This window comes from Bacillus sp. UNC437CL72CviS29 (assembly GCF_000482345.1).
Lineage (GTDB): Bacteria > Bacillota > Bacilli > Bacillales > Bacillaceae_G > Bacillus_A > Bacillus_A arachidis.
This window is the reverse complement of sequence record NZ_AXVB01000006.1, coordinates 1-20175: the sequence shown is the minus strand read 5'-3', so window position 1 is coordinate 20175 and position 20175 is coordinate 1. Positions and strand designations below refer to the sequence as shown.

At 33.8% G+C, this 20175-nt stretch carries 13 protein-coding genes and 3 pseudogenes; 9 read left to right on the top strand and 7 right to left on the bottom strand.

Translation table 11 applies throughout. From position 1 onward, the window contains the following. Positions 1–276: 276 nt before the first annotated feature. Positions 277–531: a SunI/YnzG family protein gene (locus tag M014_RS0107335; RefSeq protein ID WP_026591139.1), complete on the bottom strand. Its 255-nt coding sequence runs from the start codon at positions 529–531 to the stop codon at positions 277–279. A gap of 153 nt (positions 532–684) precedes the next feature. Further along, positions 685–891: a hypothetical protein gene (locus M014_RS28035; protein ID WP_081810984.1), complete on the bottom strand. Its 207-nt coding sequence runs from the start codon at positions 889–891 to the stop codon at positions 685–687. A gap of 742 nt (positions 892–1633) precedes the next feature. Between M014_RS28035 and M014_RS0107325 the strand changes: the two are divergent. Beyond that, a pseudogene (locus M014_RS0107325) lies at positions 1634–2239 on the top strand (IS6 family transposase); the annotation flags it as partial. 218 nt (positions 2240–2457) lie between these two features. Here the strand turns inward: M014_RS0107325 and M014_RS0107320 are convergent. Further along, on the bottom strand, positions 2458–4476 hold the full coding sequence (locus M014_RS0107320; RefSeq protein WP_026591137.1) for a serine hydrolase domain-containing protein: 2019 nt from the start codon (positions 4474–4476) through the stop codon (positions 2458–2460). 579 nt (positions 4477–5055) lie between these two features. On the opposite strand from M014_RS0107320, the gene M014_RS0107315 reads away from it, so the two are divergent. The 5 genes from M014_RS0107315 to M014_RS0107295 all read left to right on the top strand — a co-directional run bounded on the left by M014_RS0107315 (position 5056) and on the right by M014_RS0107295 (position 12284). Then, positions 5056–6216: a serine hydrolase domain-containing protein gene (locus M014_RS0107315; RefSeq protein WP_026591136.1), complete on the top strand. Its 1161-nt coding sequence runs from the start codon at positions 5056–5058 to the stop codon at positions 6214–6216. A 586-nt stretch (positions 6217–6802) separates the two neighbouring features. Beyond that, a complete protein-coding gene (locus tag M014_RS0107310; RefSeq protein WP_026591135.1) occupies positions 6803–8134 on the top strand; it encodes an erythromycin esterase family protein in 1332 nt (443 codons plus the stop codon). 430 nt (positions 8135–8564) lie between these two features. Next, positions 8565–9155 carry a sensor domain-containing protein gene (locus tag M014_RS0107305; protein ID WP_026591134.1) on the top strand — a complete coding sequence of 197 codons (591 nt, stop codon included), beginning with the start codon at positions 8565–8567 and terminating at the stop codon, positions 9153–9155. 4 nt (positions 9156–9159) lie between these two features. After that, positions 9160–10950: a helix-turn-helix transcriptional regulator gene (locus M014_RS0107300; RefSeq protein WP_026591133.1), complete on the top strand. Its 1791-nt coding sequence runs from the start codon at positions 9160–9162 to the stop codon at positions 10948–10950. A 296-nt stretch (positions 10951–11246) separates the two neighbouring features. Then, the gene (locus M014_RS0107295; RefSeq protein WP_026591132.1) at positions 11247–12284 is read left to right on the top strand and encodes a serine hydrolase domain-containing protein; all 1038 of its coding nucleotides are present in this window, start codon (positions 11247–11249) and stop codon (positions 12282–12284) included. A 626-nt stretch (positions 12285–12910) separates the two neighbouring features. Here M014_RS0107295 and M014_RS0107290 read toward each other — a convergent pair. Next, a complete protein-coding gene (locus tag M014_RS0107290) occupies positions 12911–13207 on the bottom strand; it encodes an ArsR/SmtB family transcription factor (RefSeq protein WP_026591131.1) in 297 nt (98 codons plus the stop codon). Between the two features lie 639 nt (positions 13208–13846). Between M014_RS0107290 and M014_RS26575 the strand changes: the two are divergent. Both M014_RS26575 and M014_RS28030 read left to right on the top strand, forming a co-directional pair. After that, positions 13847–14731, top strand: a pseudogene (locus tag M014_RS26575) (Rpn family recombination-promoting nuclease/putative transposase). 335 nt (positions 14732–15066) lie between these two features. Continuing rightward, positions 15067–15180, top strand: a complete 114-nt coding sequence (locus M014_RS28030; RefSeq protein ID WP_081810983.1) for a YjcZ family sporulation protein — start codon at positions 15067–15069, stop codon at positions 15178–15180. A gap of 615 nt (positions 15181–15795) precedes the next feature. Here the strand turns inward: M014_RS28030 and M014_RS0107270 are convergent. Beyond that, positions 15796–16464: a lipoprotein BA_5634 family protein gene (locus M014_RS0107270; RefSeq protein ID WP_026591130.1), complete on the bottom strand. Its 669-nt coding sequence runs from the start codon at positions 16462–16464 to the stop codon at positions 15796–15798. Positions 16465–16882: 418 nt separating this feature from the next. Beyond that, complete coding sequence (locus M014_RS0107265; protein WP_026591129.1) at positions 16883–17827, bottom strand: nucleoside hydrolase; 945 nt, start codon at positions 17825–17827, stop codon at positions 16883–16885. A 746-nt stretch (positions 17828–18573) separates the two neighbouring features. On the opposite strand from M014_RS0107265, the gene M014_RS0107260 reads away from it, so the two are divergent. Next, positions 18574–19785: an IS110 family transposase gene (locus M014_RS0107260; RefSeq protein WP_026591128.1), complete on the top strand. Its 1212-nt coding sequence runs from the start codon at positions 18574–18576 to the stop codon at positions 19783–19785. Positions 19786–19919: 134 nt separating this feature from the next. On the opposite strand, the pseudogene M014_RS26570 reads toward M014_RS0107260, so the two are convergent. Then, a pseudogene (locus M014_RS26570) lies at positions 19920–20175 on the bottom strand (IS4 family transposase); the annotation flags it as partial.

Below are 20175 nucleotides of genomic sequence, written 5' to 3'. Positions count from 1 at the left end.
TCAAAATAATTGGGATTCTATTATAATGAAATCAATTTTTTTAGCTAGTTTTTAATTGAACTTTATTTCAAATCTACATTAATGGGCATTGGGAGGTACCCCTATAGAGTTAATTTGCCTTTTATGCAGGGAAACAAGCATTATTTTTGAATAGGTAGTTAGTAAGGTTAAGTAAAGGAGAGGAAATTGAAATCTTTCAAATTTGTTAAAAGAAAAAAAGACGACTTTACATTAGTCCTCTTTTTTCTAAAAAATCATGTCAAACCAATTGAATTATTAAGCATTTATTTTATTTAAAATTGAAACTTTATTAGTAGTAAATAGTACATAATCTTGCTTGCTAGTTCTAATTAAGATGCGATCAGTTGTAGCATAAGGTGTCCCAATTCGAATTGCATCATTTTTTTCAACACCAGCATAAGTGTCATCTTCAGTAACTTCAATAATTTCGTTTAATGGAATATTAACTTTTGTTAATTGCCATTTAATAATTAATTCCTCTGTTGTTTTTATAACATCAATACCCAACATATTACCAAGACCTTTCTATTCCATTTTCTAAATATAATTATAAATAAAATAATTATATTTGTAATTAAGTATCTTTATTGGATATCTATAATTGTAAGTAGCGAATCCACTTCTTTTTTATTTTAAATAGAAAAAGGAACCATAATAGGCTCCTTAATTTGCTTCAGAAGTTGTGTAATTTTTCTTGATGATATCTTTTATGTTGATAATTAAGGATATAAGGAATCCAGTAGCTAGAATACCATTTACCCAATAATATGTATTCCCTGATGTAAATTTATTATAAAAGGAATCGATATTATAATATACTAGGAGTACTGAAAAGATAGTAGAGCATACTAACATACCAAAACTTTTCATACTGTTCACCTCAATTCTAAAATTTTTGACTCTTGATATAATTATACATGTAAATAAAGAGATTTTAAGTAAAACATACAATAAGCTGCCCATATGGACAGCTTATTGTATGTTTTACTTAGCGTGGTTTTTTCCAAAATGCTGACGGTACCTCCATATGTAATATTGTATATAAGAATGTATTGATAAAAATGTAAGCGCTTACTATTATGAAAGCATAAAGATAAATCACATCTTAGCAATAACAAAAGAGGAGGAAATAACATGACAATCGCAATGGCAGTTTTAAAATTTGTAGGTGGAATCATCCCATTAGTAGGAGAGCTTTTAAAAGCAGTAATGTAAGTTCATTATTCCGCAATTATTTATAAAGATTATCATACAAATGATCTGTATATCAAAGATGAATTGATGTGCAGATCATTTGTGTGAGTAAAGTCCCTTTAGCATTATGAAGGGACTTTTTTAAATTTCTACATACTAGGGTACCGTTACGTCGCCATCAAGCCAAGAAAACAAGTCACCGCAAAAACGATAAAATGACCTTCTTAGTTACAAAAGGGTCTTAATTTTTGTTTTTGGGGTGCTGCAAAATATTAGCTTGATAGCGATAGAGTAGCACCACACATCCATCAACTTAAGAATATTATAATGCTCCTAAAACAAAAAATTGTACATTTTCACCCGGGGATGTTAATTTTTTCGTTTTGGGGGTATTTTGTTTTGTTAGCTTGATAGCGATGTGGAAATGATGGAAGAACGAGGCTTCTCTATTGCTCACACAACCATCATGTGTTGGGTTCATCAATATGGTCCTGAACTGGACAACAGAGTTCGTCGTCATCTTAAGAAAACCAACGATTCTTGGCGAGTGGATGAGACCTATATCAAAGTCAAAGGACAGTGGATGTATCTGTATCGTGCAGTTGATTCAGAAGGAAATACCATTGATTTTTATCTAAGTAAAACAAGGGACCACAAGGCTGCAAAGCGATTCTTTAAGAAAGCCTTGCGGTCTTTTCATGTTTCAATACCTCGTGTGATTACAGTTGATAAGAATCCCGCCTATCCTGTGGCGATTGAAGAGCTGAAGAAGGAGAAAAAGATGCCTTTAGGCATCCAAATAAGGAAAATAAAATATCTTAATAACATCGTAGAACAAGATCATCGCTTCATTAAAAAGCAGGTTCGTTCCATGTTAGGATTAAAGTCCTTTCAAACTGCCAAACAAATTCTTGCAGGAGTAGAAGCCGTGCATATGATGAAAAAAGGACAAACCCTCCAAGGGGAGAAGTCTGTCCGAAATCAAGTAAACCTCATTCATCAACTATTCGACCTTCCAGCATAAAATAGGTTCCACTAAGAAACGTTTCGCCTCTTTATGCCTCTCCTGAAGTATTTGCACCAGAACCTTAAATGCTAAAACTTCAAATGTATCGGGTTATGCTTCGAATGATTTCCGTTTGCATAAAGATCTTATATAGTTGAATTTCTTGTTATATTTTCGCCTGATGCTGATGAGATACCATCATCCAATTTTTTTATGATTCAATTTAGGGTGAATATCTACTGTCGTTTGATAGGCAGTGCATAATAGTTAAAAGCTAAATCCAGCAAGGCACTTGCTTCTTGACGCAGTAACAAATCCTTCGGACGGAAGATAAAGGATCCATCAGCATTGATGGAAGTATCAGGACCTAGAATTCCTTGGGAGGCAAGTGCTTGAATCGATTGGACTGCCCAATCATCTGCCGCATCAAGCAATTTAACTTTATTAGCTTGATCAGGTTGAATCTGTTTTAAGTTTTGAATCATGGTTGCTGCGATCTGTCGAGTAATTGGAGCTGTACGGTCATATCCAGGAATACCTATGGTAGATTTCTCTTTGGCCTCTTTGGATTCATCTGGAAAACTACTCCACCCATGTGCACGCAACAAGGAATCAGCAAATTCTCCTTGTGTCATAGTACCCATCGGATCGAATAAATTACCTTTTTTAGCATCCATGATATCTAAAGCATAAAGATTATCGATATGGCTTCTATAGTTACTCATTTGCGGGACATCCGCTAAGGACGGTTTGTTGTTAATTTTTTGTGCGTCAGCCATAAAATCTAGGCTTTTAGGAGAAGTATAGTGAAAATATGTGATTTCTCCAGCTGCATTTTTTTTGAAAGCAACTTTGTTGCCTTCCGAATCTTCAAATAACAACGGATGAATCATTTTGAGAACTTGTTTTCCGGATAATCCCCCTTCCATGACCAAATTCCCATCTTCATAGGTAAAGTGGGTGCGAATTGCAGCTAAACGTGTGTTTTGGAATATGCCCAGGTATTTATGAGCTTCCTTTTCCTCTAATGGGAGATAACTTGTTTTTGCTGCATTCTTCTTAGCAGGGAAATAGTGATCCATGAGAGCTTCATATATGTCTATGCTCATTGATGAATCATTATTGTAAGACATGAAGAAAGCTGTTTTTTGTTCAGGTACTAAAATCATCAGTGATTGATGTCCAGGCATACTTCCCCCTTTTATTACAACGTGTTGACCATTAGCAAATTTATTAAAAGGCGTTTCAAATCCAATTGTCGCAACAGGGTTGGTTTTATCATCAAAAACTTGATAGGCATGCATCATATCTATGCTTTTTTTACTTACAATTTCTTTGCCTTTAAACTTTCCTTTCTGTAGTTGCATAATCATGTATTTTGACATGTCTTCTGCAGTAGATAAAATGCCTCCTTGTGGCGTATCCCTTAAACCGCTCCCGTTTGTTGGGATCGGTTCACCAGTGGGACCATAATGTGTAGCCATTCTTTCTAAAAGTTCAGGCGTAAAGCTCATACTTGTAGATTTCATATCTAATGGTTTAAAAATATTATTTTCCATATATTTGGAGAAAGGGCTGTTAGTAACATTCTCTACTGCAAACCCTGCGAGCGCAAATGAGACGTTGTCATACGTATAAACTTCCCCTGGTGGCCGTACTACCGTTGGCATATGTTTAGAGAAAAATTCCTTCATTGGTATGCTATTGTTATTATCAACATATTCAGGTCCAGTTATATTTGTAAGGTCGGGAAAATCAAATCCGCTGGTATAAGTGAGCATATCAAACAGTGTTAGAGGTTCCCCTGTTTGATTAGGTATTTGTAATCCACCAAGATATTTTTGTACGTCTTGATCTAGTTTAAGATTTCCTTTATCGACTTGTTGCATTACAGCCAAGGCAGTAAAAGTTTTTGAGACTGAAGCAATTTGGAAGACAGTGTCCTTAGTAACAGGAATTTTCTTTTCTTTATTAGCATATCCATACCCTTTATTAACAACAACCTTTCCATCATGAACGACGACAAAACTAGAACCATTCACATTATACTTTTTCATTTTTTCCTCAAATAATGGATCAGCAAAAGATTCTATTTCTTTTTTATTATTGGGTCCTCTCATCATTTCAATATTAGTTGTGGATGCCGATGGTTTTGATGTTTCTCCTTCTAATGATTGTTGGGAACATGCAGAAATCATAGTTGATGAAGAAAGAAGAATTGCAACGATCCCCAGTTTGTTAATTGCTTGTTTCATTTTTGAACGCTCCTTTATTTAGTTAGGATTTTTTGTTAGCTCAACGAGTTAGCGACTCGCTAGCTTATGAACAGAGCGTAGCAAGCGGCGAGTCATAGTAGATAGTGAACTTCTGTCATATTTATAAAGAACAACAAAAATTGAGTGGATAAGGCTGTATTGATAGTTATGTCATAAAAGTCATGACATTTTGACACTAACATATGTGACAGAAAAACCCTTAGAATCAAGGAGCAGTTTATTACCCATTAATAACAAATGAGGAGGGGAGAGCTTCATTGTGTATGTTAAAAATATAAAGAGGCGTGAAATGGGAAACAAGTATGACCTATTTATAAAAACAAACCAGTAACAAGATTGTTTCAAGGAAAAAAGTAATTTCTAGTGTTAACGGTTAACATACATATGGAAAAAGAGGGACTTACTTAGGACAGAATGGCGTTTGTAAAAATAATAATTATGAATATGATTACGAATTCAATTCTGACCTTTTGTCATTGGTGGAGATAATAGCTGTGTGGTTAATATGAAACAGCAAGCAACTAACTATGCAATATAAATAGAGGAGAGGAATACTTTATGAAAACACGTAGCCAAATTACATCTGCAAGTCTAGCAATTTTAATAGCTGGAAGTTCCCTGTTATACATAACACCAGCCTCAATTGTAAAAGCAGAACCCACGCAAAATGTATCTAGTTCGTTACAAACAAGTACTCAAAGCGATCGTACTTCCGTTAAGAAAGCAATGCGGGATGTACTGCAACTTGGATACCCTGGAATACTCGCTCAAATTTCTAAAGGTGGTAAAACCTGGAGTTATACCGCTGGGATAGCGGATCTGAGAACCAAGAAACCAATGAAAGCAGATTTTCGCTTTCGCATTGGTAGTGTGACGAAAACGTTCATTGCAACAGTGCTACTTCAATTAGCTGGAGAAAACCGCTTAAATTTAGACGACTCCATTGAAAAATGGTTGCCTGGTGTTATTCAAGGAAACGGATATGATAGTAAACAGATTACTATCCGGCAGATATTGAATCATACAAGTGGTATCGCTGACTACATAAAGTCAACAGACTTTGATATTAAAGATACAAAAAAATCGTATACAGCTGAAGAATTCGTAAAGATGGGGATTTCTCTTCCCCCAGACTTTGCCCCAGGAAAGGGCTGGTCTTATTCAAACACGGGATACGTATTACTGGGTATCCTTATTGAAAAAGTAACTGGAAACAGCTATGCAGAAGAAGTTGAAAATCGAATTATTGAACCGCTTGAATTGTCGAATACATTTCTACCTGGTAATTCAACGGTTATTCCAGGCACCAAGCATGCCCGTGGATATGAAAGATATGACGGAGAAAGTGAGCTAAAAGATGTTACTTATTCTAACCCAGGTAGCTCGGATGGAGATATGATTTCTACTGCTGAAGATTTAAACAAATTTTTCTCTTACTTACTTAGTGGCAAATTATTGAAGGGACAGCAACTAAAACAAATGCTTACTACAGTTCCTACAGGAATAGAAGAAATCGATGGATATGGTCTTGGAATCTATGAAACTAAACTTCAAAACGGTACCTCGATATGGGGACACACAGGCGGTGTTCCAGGCTTTTCAACTTTTGCTGGAGGCACACTTGGAGGCAAGCATATATTGGCCATCAATTTGAATGGCCATAAAATTAGTCATTCTGATCCTTTTAAAAATATTTTACTTGCTGAATTTAGCAAGTAGGCAAAAAGGAAAATCGAATAAGTTTTGTCATAGTTTTTATAGTTTAAAATATGCCTTTCTGGTTCAAAAAACAACTTACTCTAAAAAAATTGAATAAAGCAAGTTCTTAAGTTGATAGGCATGAAGTCCCGCCACATCGCCATCAAACTAGGGTTTTGAAGTATCCTCTAAACGAAGATTTGTTTCTCTACAGGTAGTCACTTTGAGATGTCAGTTCCTTTTTTTAATTGATGAGTGTGGGGAGCATCCATCGCTACCAACTTAAGAGATTTTAATACTCGTAATTAAGTACCAAAAAACGTTATCCTTTCTAATATAGTTTAACCATGTGAAAAATGATTGACTTGAGCATTAAGCTCACGAAATGAATAACTAAATAACCTACTTCCTTTATTTTTAGATTGAAGGTTATTTGGTTTTATATTGGTATAAATGAATTCAGAATTTTTTAAGAACCTATTAAGAAATAAGTAAGTTTTAGGAACTAGAATAAATTTATCTTAACAGTAATAAGAGAGTTAATGGTTTAAATGGAAGTCCCTATAGTATGTCAAAAATTAATAAAGATGTATTTCAGGAGGTTTTTATGAAAAAGAAAATGATTATTGCAATTGTTACTTCTGCTATAACATTGACTAATTTTGTAGGAAATACTTATGCAGATTCGAAAATAGAAGCTTCTGTTACAGCTTCCTACAATACAAATCAAATAGTGAAATGGTTAGAAGTACATGCAAAGCCTTTAGAAACAACTAATCCAACTGCACCACTTAATGATTTGAAACCCCTTAAGAATATAGTAGGTTCAGCTTCAATTGTAGGTTTAGGTGAAGCTACGCATGGAGCTCATGAAATTTTTAAGATGAAACACCGTATTGTTAATTATTTAGTATCTGAAAAGGGCTTTACCAACTTAGTTTTAGAAGAGGGATGGGACAGAGCTTTGGAACTTGATCGATATGTTCTTACTGGTAAGGGAAACCCAAGCCAACATCTATCACCTGTATTTAAGACGAAAGAAATGTTAGATTTACTTGATTGGATTCGGCAATATAATGCTAATCCAAAACATAAATCCAAAGTGCGTGTCATTGGGATGGACATTCAATCAGTAAACGAGAATGTTTATAATAATATAATAGAGTATATAAAAAGAAACAATTCCGATCTTGTGCCTAGGATAGAAGAGAAGATAAAAGGTCTTATTCCTGTAACGAAGGATATGGATACCTTTGGCAGTCTTACGAAAGAAGAAAAGGAAAAGTATATTTCAGACGCTAAACAAATCGGTGCTTTATTAGAAGAAAATAAAAGTTATTTAAATGGAAAATCCACAGAGTTCTCATGGATAAAGCAAAATGCTCGTATTATTGAACAGTTTACTACAATGTTAGCGTCATATCCTGATAAACCATCGGACTTTTATTTGAAACATGATATTGCAATGTATGAAAATGCGAGGTGGACTGAAGAACATTTAGGAAAAACCATAGTTTGGGGACATAATGGGCACGTTTCGAAAACAAATATGATTCCTTTTGTATACCCTAAGGTAGCTGGGCAGCATTTAGCAGAATATTATGGGAAACGATATGTATCTATTGGAACATCAGTTTACGAAGGACAATATAATGTCCATAATAGTGATGGTAAATTTGGCCCATATGGAACATTAAAATCAGATGATTCAAACAGTTATAACTACATCTTTGGACAGGTCAAAAAAGATCAATTTTTTATTGATTTACGCAAGGCGAACGGAGTGACAAAAACTTGGTTAAACGAACAACACCCAATTTTCGCTGGAATAACTATGGAAGGCCCTGGTATACCGAAAACTACTGATATATCATTAGGTAAAGCGTTTGATATACTTGTTCAAATTCAAAAAGTGAGTCCATCTCAACTACATCAATAAGAATCTCTTAAAATCTAATACTATGTATTATTTAGTAAATTAAATGAGGGGCCAAGGAATTTATAAGTATGATGCACGAAATTAAGGAATTGATTATGTCACTTCGTTTCTTTCAGGAATTCTTATTATAAGGATTCCTTTTTTGTATCAAAAAATCTGTAAAGAAAAAAGATAAGATCGGGAACACAATCTTATCTTTAGCACAACGAGTTAACGTATGGACAGAGTGTAGCAAGGGGCGAGTCATATTCAATAGTGAACTTTTTGTCATATTTATAAAGGATAACAAAAGTTGAGTGGGCTAAGGCTGTATTGATAGTTATGTCATACAAACCATGACACTTTGACACTACCATATGTGACAGAAAAATACTTAGAATCAAAAAGTAGCTTTTAACGCATTAACAATGAATGAGGAGGAGAGATTTTAATGACGAAAGCATCAGCTCAAAAAACTTTGCAAGATTTCTATTTCTTGTTATTTACTTTTGCATCCGGATTCTTTTACTTTTGTTTCTATCTGGTCAGTATTACATTTGCATTAGTAATGACGATTATCTTTTTGGGTATTCCCTTGTTGGCTTGGGTGCTACAAACAACTCACACGTTTGTTCAGTATGAACGCATTCAGACGAAGGTTTATACGGATATATCGATAGAGTTATTCGAATCAAGGAAAAAAGAGGAGGGAGATAAATGGGTCAAAGCGAGAGATACAATCCTTAATAATAGCAACTGGAGGGCTATTTTTTGGCTCATGCAGAAATTTTTTATCGGAATAATGAGTCTTATATGTGCTATTTTACTGTATGTAACGCCGCTAGTATTTATCGTTATGCCCTTACTTTTTCGATATTTTAATATATACTTATTGGGAATTTCTATGAATTCATGGACAAAAGTTTTTTTTGTCATGGTTGTTGGATGTATTCTCATTTGGATACGTATATGTATTGGAAACTGTTTAGTTCGAATAATTGGAATGTATACACGTACTATGTTTAAAGCTATAAAGGAGTGATAATTTGTTTAAGACTTTGAAAATATGGTTCTGGTATGATTGGGCCTTACTTTGTATACGTTTTATTATTTGGCTATCATTGATATCAGTGACTATCCAACAACAAGATTATTTGACCGTACCACTTTGGTTCATTATTCTTTGGGAAGTCGTTTCATTTTCAGTACCTTGGATTTGTTTAATGTTCAGTTATCGCTATTATTTGTTTACTGAAATAATATTATTTGGCGGAGTGTGTTTCTATTTAACTTTATTATTTCCGTCAGCGTATCTTGCTTTTTTAATGCCAACTTTTATGATTGCGGCAAATAGCGCTCATAAATCTTACCTCTGGTCGGGTCCTATCACAGTTATTTTGTTCCCGCTGCTCATTGCGATATTTTCCAAAGTAACAGATTTATGGGTAATCATCCTACAAATCAGTTTAGCTTTTGCTATGGGCTCTTTCTTTCGTTTACTAGCTACTAACTACCGTCAAAGTAAAACTATTCGGAACCAGAAACATGTATTGGAACAATACATATCTCAAGTTGAGCGGATTACTTTACTAGAAGAACGTGACAGGCTCTCAAAGGATTTACATGATACTATGGGGCATTCCTATACCTCAATTATTATGGGGATGGAAACATTACGTACGGAATTAAAAACTAAGGAAGGGGAGCAACAGCTCGATTCATTAGTACAATTGGCCCGTAACAGTATGGAAGAAGTAAGACTTTATTTACATCAATTAGATTTATCACAAGAATCGCTTCCTTTAGCTGTCACATTACAACAATTGACAGAGGAATTTAAGAAACATGCAAAAGTAAATGTACGTACTCGAATAATAGGGGAAGAGTATATGGCCTCCAAACAATCAAAAATGGCACTATATCGGAGCTTGCAGGAATCACTAACAAATGCTGTTCGCCATGGGCATTCCACAGAAATCATTGTGTCACTTCACTTTGAACCACAACAGATAAGATTGGATGTACAAGATAATGGCTGTGGGGTAGAAGAGTGGAAGGATGGCTTTGGATTAACTGCAATGAAAGAGCGTGTGAGTCAGTCACAAGGAAGAGTCATTGTTTATTCCAAAAAGGGGGAAGGGACGTTAATTTCATGTGTTTTACCGAAACAAGTACAACTGTCTAATGAACAAATCCGCCTGTGTATTGTCGATGATCATTCTTTCATCCGAGAAAGTCTTCATACAATTTTGGATGGACAGGAGGATTTACAAGTAGTGGGAATGGCTGAAGATGGAGAACGGGCTTTGGAATTGTGTGAGAGACTAAAACCAGATGTAGTATTAATGGATTTAGAGATGCCAAATTTGGATGGGATTCATGCGACTAAAATGATTAAGGAAAAATGGCCGGACATTCGTGTACTCATTTTGTCAACCTTTCAGAATACAGAAAGGGTAAAAGAAATCATACGAAATGGTGCGGATGGATATTTATTGAAATCCATAGATTCGCGTGAACTAGCTGAATCAATTCGTCTAGTCTATCGAGGAGGCACTATGATTAATCATGACTTGTTCCATAGAATATGGGAAGAAAATGAAGAAACAGGATCATTTGAATCAAAATCAGATGGAAAAGAGTATGGATTAACGAAACGAGAATTAGAGATTTTGGAACTATTATCACAAGGAAGTCGTTATAAAACAATAGCTTCGAAACTTTACTTGTCAAACGGAACAGTAAGAAATTACGCTTCCAATCTTTATGAGAAGCTGGGAGTCAAAAATCGAGAAGAAGCCGTGCAAAAAGCAAAAGAAATAGGATTACTTTTGTAAGAGGGAACGTACTCAACTGTTAGGATACGTGAACAATTCTCTATTTAAGAGCCACATTTTAAAAAGTGTAATTTGAATGTCTCTATAGGGGATTATTTCGCTTTTGATGGAGGAAATATGGGGGAACTATCACTATTGATGTGAAGAAAAAGATAGTTGGCATACGAATAAAGTTACAACTGTTAGCTTCTAAAATTTCTTATGTAATCCGATACGGGGTTGAATTGGATTCAATAGGATAATGATCACAGGTTAATATATTCCTAATCATTTAAAGGGAAGGGGATGTAATTGAGATGGATAATACATATAATGAAAAGATACATACATCGATTAAGCAATTGTTTAATAAGTTTTCGCCACAAGCTCCGGGTTTTGCATATATAGCTAGTTTCGATAGCGGGGTAATTTATAAAGGTGCATTTGGCTTAGCTTCTATAGAGAAAAATCTACCCATAACTACAAAAGTCATTTTTAATATCGCTTCAGTTTCTAAACAATTTACAGCGTTTTCTATATTACTCTTAGAACAAGAGGGGAAATTGAATTTAGATGATTCAATTGTAAAGTTTGTCCCTTTTATAGGAGCATATGCTGAACCGGTAACATTGAGACACCTAATTCATCACACTGGTGGACTAGTTGATTATATGGAATTAGCTGAAGCAGCAAATATTAAATATACTGATACATTAACTGTGGGAGAAACGCTAGAACACCTTAAAAGTCATCAAATTGCAAGGTTCCCAGTTGGAACAAAGTTTGAGTATAGTAATACAGGATATTTCTTATTATCACAAGTGATAGAGAAGGTAAGTGGTAAGTCTCTACGTCAGTTTACAAAGGATCGTATTTTTGACCCTTTAAATATGAGGGCCACAACAATTGTGGATTACTACCCAACTACTATATCAATTGCAAGCGGATATTCGAAGAATGAGCAAGGAACATATGAAATCTATGAAAGCCCTTGGGAACATACAGGGGATGGAGCAGTTCATACAACAGTTGAAGACCTAGTAAAATGGGGAGAGAATTTAACTACAGGTACGGTTGGTGGAAAAGACCTTGTTAAACGAATGAGCGAATTGGGTACGAAAATCTCTCCAACTGGAGAGGGAATTATTGAAAAAGAAGATTATGCTTTTGGACTGAGGGTTAGAGAAGGTTTTAACTGTCGATACTTGGAACATTCCGGACGTTGGGCAGGTTATAGTTCACACTTCATTTGGTTTCCTGAAGAATATTTGTCTGTTGCGGTACTAAGTAACTATGATGAATTTGACTCTAAAAAATATGCTAATGAAATAGCTAAAATTGTTTTAGAAAAATAAAAAATAGACTTAACTTAAAAATAGAGTTGTACTTTTAGTTTTCGGAATAATAACTACGATTGTTGTGGTAATATTAAAAATCGGGTATCCTTGTATTCTTATTAAATCAAAGTGAGAATGCAAGGATAATATAAATATAAAATTTTAGTTTTGAAGGTAATTACTTTTCTTAGCTGGATGGACATGTGGTGCTACCCCATCGCTATCAACTTAAGAAATTGATTGTTCCCCAAAACGAAAAAAATGGGCCGAATTCTCATAAATAACTGTAAAAAGGTAAAATTCTCGTTATGAGAGTGTCTTAAAATCTTAGCTTGATGGGTATGTATGGTGAGGCCTAATTGAAGAAAAAAGCACGGAATTGTATGGAACGAGTTGTCGAGATTGCGATTTTAAGACGATTATCTTTTCTTTCATGTATAAATCTCCATCGTTAAATGTCTTCTAGAGTTCAATAGGAAAATATGAAAAAAGAGCATTTCTTACTGTAATAACAAGAAATGCTCTTTTATAGTAATGTACAGATAATCAACGGTTTTTTTACGCTTTCACTTATGATCTTTGCTTTTGTAACGAATGGCTCATATTTAATGGATTCGAAAGTAGAGCGTTTAACGCCATGATGTTCAGTATAGAAAGTCAGCATTTAAAACAATACTTGATAATATCGCCTTTGTACGATTGTCTGATACTTCATAATAAATTTCTAATCCTTTCCGAGTACCTGTAATGATTTTAGCAGCTTTTAGTTTGGATAAATGTTGACTAATTGTACTCTGAGGCATTTGTAATTTTACATACATTGTTGTTACATTAGTAGGGCCCTTTGTAAGCATTATGTCTACTAAGGTTAAACGGATAGGATGCGCCAATACCTTTAATGTTTCAGTGACCTCTTTATACTTTTCTATTTTTTCCTTCATATTTCTTCCTCCCTTTATATATAAAAATTAATGATATCTATATATAGTTCGAAAAGATATACGATTTTGTGTCCGTTGTTTTAAAAAAATAGATATTAAGAAGCCCTTTCAGTTCGAAACTGGAGTACAGCTGCATGTCCATCAACTTAAAAATTCAAAATTATCTCAAAACGAAAAAATGAGCTTTTTGTTACAAGTTAGTACAAAATTTCATTCTGGGGGTACTATAAAATTTTAGCTTGATGGCTATGGAGTACGACAACGATTCGTTCTTTTTTGGGCCACTCGTAAAAAACTTTAAAATGTATGATGAAACGATGAATTTAAAGAAATTAGTTTACAAAAAGAATAAAACTAAGTTAAGAAAGTGAATTTTATCAATACGAGTTTTTTCTATTACATATTAAAATGGAATTACCCTTTCAATTTATACTGACCCCTTCACAAATTGTGAGGGGATTTTTTATTCAACATACGAGTTTTACAAATTATAAAGTGGCATCAACTTAGTTTTACTTTTACAATAAAACCGTCCCAAAAAGTAAAGGTTTTGGAACCATATTAATTAGGGATAATTGCAATTGAATGTTGTAACTTTTTAGTGCTCCAAAAATTGATGCCAAAAGTGAGTTTAGAAATTTGATTCATATTTGTATAAGTTTGCATGTCCATTTTGCTTTTAAGCAATTATTTGGTACAAATGGTAGTGAGGATATTCTCATCGCGTTTTTAAATGCGATACTACAAGATTCCTTAGAGTCACCTATTGTTTCTTTACAGCTAGAAGATTCACATTTACATTGAGAACATGAAGAGGATAAATTATCGATTTTAGATATTTCAGCTACATTAGATACAGGAACAAAAGTAAATGTAGAAATACAGCTCAATAATAATCACGATATGATCAAACGAAGTTTGTATTATTGGGGGAAGCTATTCACATCTCAATTACAAAAGGGGATGCCATATAGTTCTCTTCATAAAACTATCACCATTAATCTGTTAAACTTTGTCATGTTTCCAGAATATGAAGCGTTTCATACAACAGGAATCCTGTGGAATCAGCAACAACAGAAGATATTGAGTGATGATATAGAAGTTCATATGGTTGAGATTCCGAAGTTAATGCAACAGTGGCGGAATGAACAAGTAAATCCCTGGGAAGATTCTTTTGTTCGTTGGTTATTATTACTTCCAGCGAATGAAGATGAACACTTAACTCAAACATTGGAGGACATTGCCATGAATCAAGATCCAATTTTACAAAAAGCAATGAATAAGTGGGAACGCATGAGCCAAGATTCTTCTTTCCGACAAGCCTATGAGGCAAGGGAAAAAGTGTTAATGGATGAAGCTGCAAAGGTTGCTCATGCTCGTAATGAGGGGAAGAAAGAAGGAATTCAAGAAGGAAAAATACAAATGATTAAAGGTATACATGAACTAGGTGTACCACTCGAAACAATTGCTAAAGCAAGTAAATTAAGTATAAATGATATTGAACGTATTTTAGAGGAGAAATAAAATAAAAAAAGCACATGAAATGGGGATAACATGCGCAAGAAAATAGTAATTTAGGTAACTTAACCATAACATAAAAGCTCTGATTTATGGGGCTTTTTCTTTTTTTCTCAATAAACAATATAGATAAATATGGTAAAATGGTAAGTGGATGGGAGTCCACATACATATTATTAAAATTAAGATGGTTCAAGTCGGAGGAAGGCACCTTAGGGTGTCTTTTCTTTTTTAAAAGGACCTGCTCATATATTATTTAAAAACATAAGGTAATGTAAACCGTGAAAATACATGAAGATGACCCCATTTTTCCCCTCTTATTAAGTAAGGGAGGAACTATTATGGGCTTTGGTGGTAGTTGTAGAAGTTGTGGCGGTGGCTTTGCTGGAAGCTTCGCTTTACTCGTTGTCCTCTTTATATTATTAATCATAGTCGGAGCTGCTTGCTTCTGCTAGAAAAACATCAGAAAAGACAATCTTATGGATGTCTTTTCTTTATGAAAAAATCCCTGCAATTGTGCTTTTATACTATTTTCATTATAATAATAGTGAAAAATATCTATACTAAACTTTGGGAATGTTCTGCATAAATGTTATCAATTTACAGTATTTTCTGTTAATGTTAAGCTTTAAGTGTAATATATATCTGTTTGAACCATGTCCCCTAATACAAGGTTTGAATAGTCATCTCAATACGCGAGAACAAACAAAGAAAAAGCACCTAAGGGTGCTTTTTCTTTATGGGGATCTCAGACCATGCCCATTAACTTAAGAAATTCGTTGTTAACCAAAACTAAAAAAATGAGCTGAATTGTTATAAATAATTGTAGATAGATAAAAATTTTCGTTTAGGGGGTACTTCATAACCTTAGCTTGATAGCGATGGGTAGAACCACACATCCATCAACTTTAAAAAAATAAATACCCCAAAAACAAAAAATTGTACATTTTCACCTGAAGATGCCATTTTTCTCATTTTTGGGGTATATAATTTCGTTAGGTTGATGGCGATGTGGCGGTATCCCTAATAAATAAAAAGAATTATGTACGATACAGTTTTGGATGGCTCGATCACAGTATTGAATAGTTAATCTTTTTATTAGTTTTTACTCTTATTGTTTTTACTTCAGGATATGATTTTTCTACAACTCCTATATCTGGAATATTACCCATTAAAGTGTTTTTAATATCAAAACGCAATATACTAAAAGTATTTTCTTTTAATAACAGCTCTTTATAAATAGAATCATCAACAATTATTAATTTAGATTGTATTTTTTGTCCCTGTCCAACGCCGATTCCTAAATCATCTCCTCCTTTTGTCACAGGAATAATTTGAGTTCCAATCTGTATCTCTTCACTAGAAATATCTTTTCCATATACCACACCTTTTTCTTTTGTGATGGATGGCAAAGATTGGATAGGTTCTGTAACACGTGGACGTATTGTTTTTTGCAACATCTGTTCTTTTAGTAGTTTCTCAGCTGTAGTTTTATTTAAAACTCGTACTGATCCAGTATTATTACAGGATGTTTCATCTTTATCTTTAAATTGAGAACCACACAACTGTTTTTCTTTATACTGCGTAGATGAACTTAATTTAGACTTATATTCTTCTGTTACTTTTTCTACTTGTTGTTGATCCCCAGATACAAGCAGTACATTTGGCAATGCTTGATAGAAACAATATCCTGCTCCTATTATTAATAAAATAATACAAAAAAATAAAAACTTTTTCATCAATCAAAATTCCTCCGTCTTATTAGTGTTTTGCGTCTTCACGTGTTTGAGGAAAATATGTGAAGTCGCAAAATAATAAAAATTATATCGTTTATATATAATATTTACTTATATTTTCTTTTTTAAGGGGTATTTTGAATTATAAATAGCATTTCTTAATAAATACTGATCAAATTTCTTAATTTTTTCTTAATAAATCCAAAAATTATTATATAGAGATTCATAAATTTTTATAACATCAACGCCCGTTTATCCTAATAGAGGTCACCATACATGCCCATCAAGCTAAGAAAATAAGTTACCCCCAAGAACGATAAAAATAAATTTCAGGTCTATAAAAACACAAAATTTCCATTTAGAGGGTACTTAAAAATCTTAGCTTGATAGCAAAACATACCCTTATATATAAGGGTATTCACTAAAATAGGTCGCCAGTCGTTACAGTCATAAACTCTTTAAAAAACTGTTCATAATTCATTTGTATTGCAATCCTATGTTTTGGACGATTACCGAATGTTTCTGGTTCAAAAGTAGATCTAAAATCTCCTATACTTTGCCCTCGTACAGTATCAAGTACATTAACCGTCACTGCTGATTGATGGTATGTAAAAATATCATCACGATTAATTGCAATCAAAGTGAGCGCATCATGAATTGGGCTACCTTGTATTCCAGGAACTTTTTTCTGATAAAATTGATAATAGTAATAGTCTAAAAGGGGCTTTAAAAACTTAGTTTTTCCTTTAGAGTGAATATAATTGACCATTTCTGGTGTTACGATAGCCGATTGTGTAACATTCAAAGGAAAAATTGATAGATTCTTTGCGTATCTCATTACAATATTGGCCGCAACAGGATCGCCATAAAAGTTGGCTTCGGCAATGGGAGTAACATTTCCTGGATATAGAAAAGCTCCTCCCATAATATAATAAGAATGTACATATTCCATCACATCTCCATAAAGGAGGAATAAAGTTGCAAGTGAAGTTAGCCTTCCGGTATTCACGATAATAAGTTCATTTTTATACTGCTTAATAAGTGCGAGAACCTCAAAAAAATTCTCAAATGTTTGAAGCTCTAGTCCTGGGTGAATGGGCCCTATCCCAAATTTACCGTGAACTTCTGGATAAAAAGTTTCAGCTTCTGAAGACATAGAATGCTCCGCCCCACCAAACACTTTTATATATTCTTTTCCTACACTTTTAAGTAAAAAGCGAACATTTCTAACAACTTCAGCTTGAGGTACGTTCCCATAGTCTGCAACAATTCCTATAACATCAATTTTATCTGTTAAATGCGCATATATGATAGCTATCGTATCGTCAATTCCAAAATCTCCAAAGAACAATACTTTTTTCCCCATACGATGTTTCTCCTTAATTTTACTAGCTTTTTAAATGGATTATAATTATGTATCTTGATGTGAGATTGTTCCCATGTTTTTTTGTAGTACTGTGTATGAATGAATTCGTCTAGTTAACATACACTTTCGTTAATAATGAACAAATTCCTTTTGTATGAAATGAAATAGTATATAATTACTAATCTTAACTTGTTTTTTTGATATCCTATGCTCATCAAATGGCCCTCAAAACATAAAAATGAGCTGACTTCTCAAAATAACTAACTGTAGGGAAAGAAAATTTTCATTTAGGGGGTACTTCAAAACCTTAGCTTGATGGCGATGTGGTGCTACCCCACATCCATCAACTTAAGGTATATTTTTATGGAAAATGCGGTCTTTTCATATAGTTTATTATTATCTTTTATAGATTTTATAAAAGTGGGCATATCAAATAAACCCTGACGGGTTTCAATTTTTTTACTATGCTACCTGATGAGTAGAAGTGGTATACTCATAAATAACACCCAAAACATACTAAGATTAGTAGTGTAAACCAATGCATTGGTTTACACTACTATTTTTTTATAGTAGAAGTGAAGAGTAGGTCGCTTTGATATTGGGATTTTAAATCCGTACCCAAAACAGACCTTCTTCACTTACCTTATTTGAATCAGTTTAGTATGTGGATCCTTGAGATCGTGTATAAGAAATGGGAATCGATAAGAGTAAGATGAGGACTTCAATTCTACATAAGGAGGAAAAATATGCAACATGTAATTGCGTTTGATGTTAGTATGGGAAAAAGTTATATGGTTATTTATAATGCTCAAAAACAATGTATTTTTGAAAGTGAAATCAATCATTCTAAGCCTGATTTTGAAGAACTACGAAAACGAATAGATCAACTTATGAATGAAAATAAGAAATCACCTCACATTGTGTTCGAAGCAACTGGTGTCTATTCGAGACAACTAGAGCGTTTTATGCAAGATAACAAGTTTGAATACTTTCTGTTGAACCCTTTAGAAGCGAAATTACAATGTGACTCCTTACGGATTCATAAAACCGATAGAAGCGACGCGCATCAATTAGCTCTCACACATTTCACGGCTTCCCGGAGGGAAAAGACAGGCACAGATAACTTATTTTATCAATTAAAATCACTCTCAAGGTTCTATAATGAACTGGATGACGAATTATCTTTGATTCGTAGCCGAATGCATAAAGTCATTCAATTGACATTTCCGGAATTGGAACAGATTTTCATAACTAAGTCAGATTTATTTCTAAACTTTGTTCAATTATTCCCTCACCCAGACTTTGTTCAAAATCTTTCTAAAACGGTCATGAAGAATCAGATTCGTAAGAATACCAATAAAAACATCTCAATCCGTATAGCAGAAAAGAAGGCTATGGAAGTACTTGAAGCTGCCAGGTATTCTTATCCAGCCGTACGTCAGGATGACGTTTTATGTGAACAACTCAAATCGTACGCGAAACGCTATCAGGAGCTCCTTCATCAAAAAGAACAGTGTATCACGAAGATGGTACGATTAGCTGAAAGTCGCACAGAATATCCAATTATTCTTAGTTTTCCGGGAATAGGTCCCAATACGGCTATACGCTTGTTAGCTGAAATCGGTGATATTACTCGCTTCAAGAATAACAAACAACTTAATGCATTTGCAGGTATTGATATACGCCGTTTTCAATCAGGAAAAACTTTTTTCAAAGATAAGATCAATAAACGTGGAAATAAGCATCTGCGTAAGCTTCTTTTTCTCATTATCCAGAACATGATAAAACTACGTCGTTACGGACAGAACCACATTGTTGAGTATTATGATAAATTAAAAACGCAACCTTATAACAAATGTCATAAAGTTGCGTCAATCGCATGTGTAAATAAGTTATTGAAGCTTCTCTTCTACCTTATTACACATAATATACACTATGATTATCGGTTAACCGCCTGAAATCATAGTCTCATTCATCATACTATATTTATTCCCCCTAGTAAAAAAATGAATACATATTAGGGGTATTTAGTTTGCATTAAATTTAATATATGCGATATTCAATTGATTAAAAATCTAAAAATAATGATTGACTAATCGTAAGAAATATCAAAGACTGTCTTTTTCTCGTATCGATGAGATTTTCGTCCGTTGTGCTGTAGGAGGTTAAACAGACGAAGGAGAACCTTTGATAGTTCTTGGGTGTTTTTGTGTAATGCTTGGTGAAAAAGTAAAAAATAATCCTTAATTATGTACATCGCTTTATATTCACTTAGCTCTTTCTGTTTCTTACGTAACAGGAGTTCTCGCATTTTAAACATAGTAGAAGAACATAATAGAATACTAATG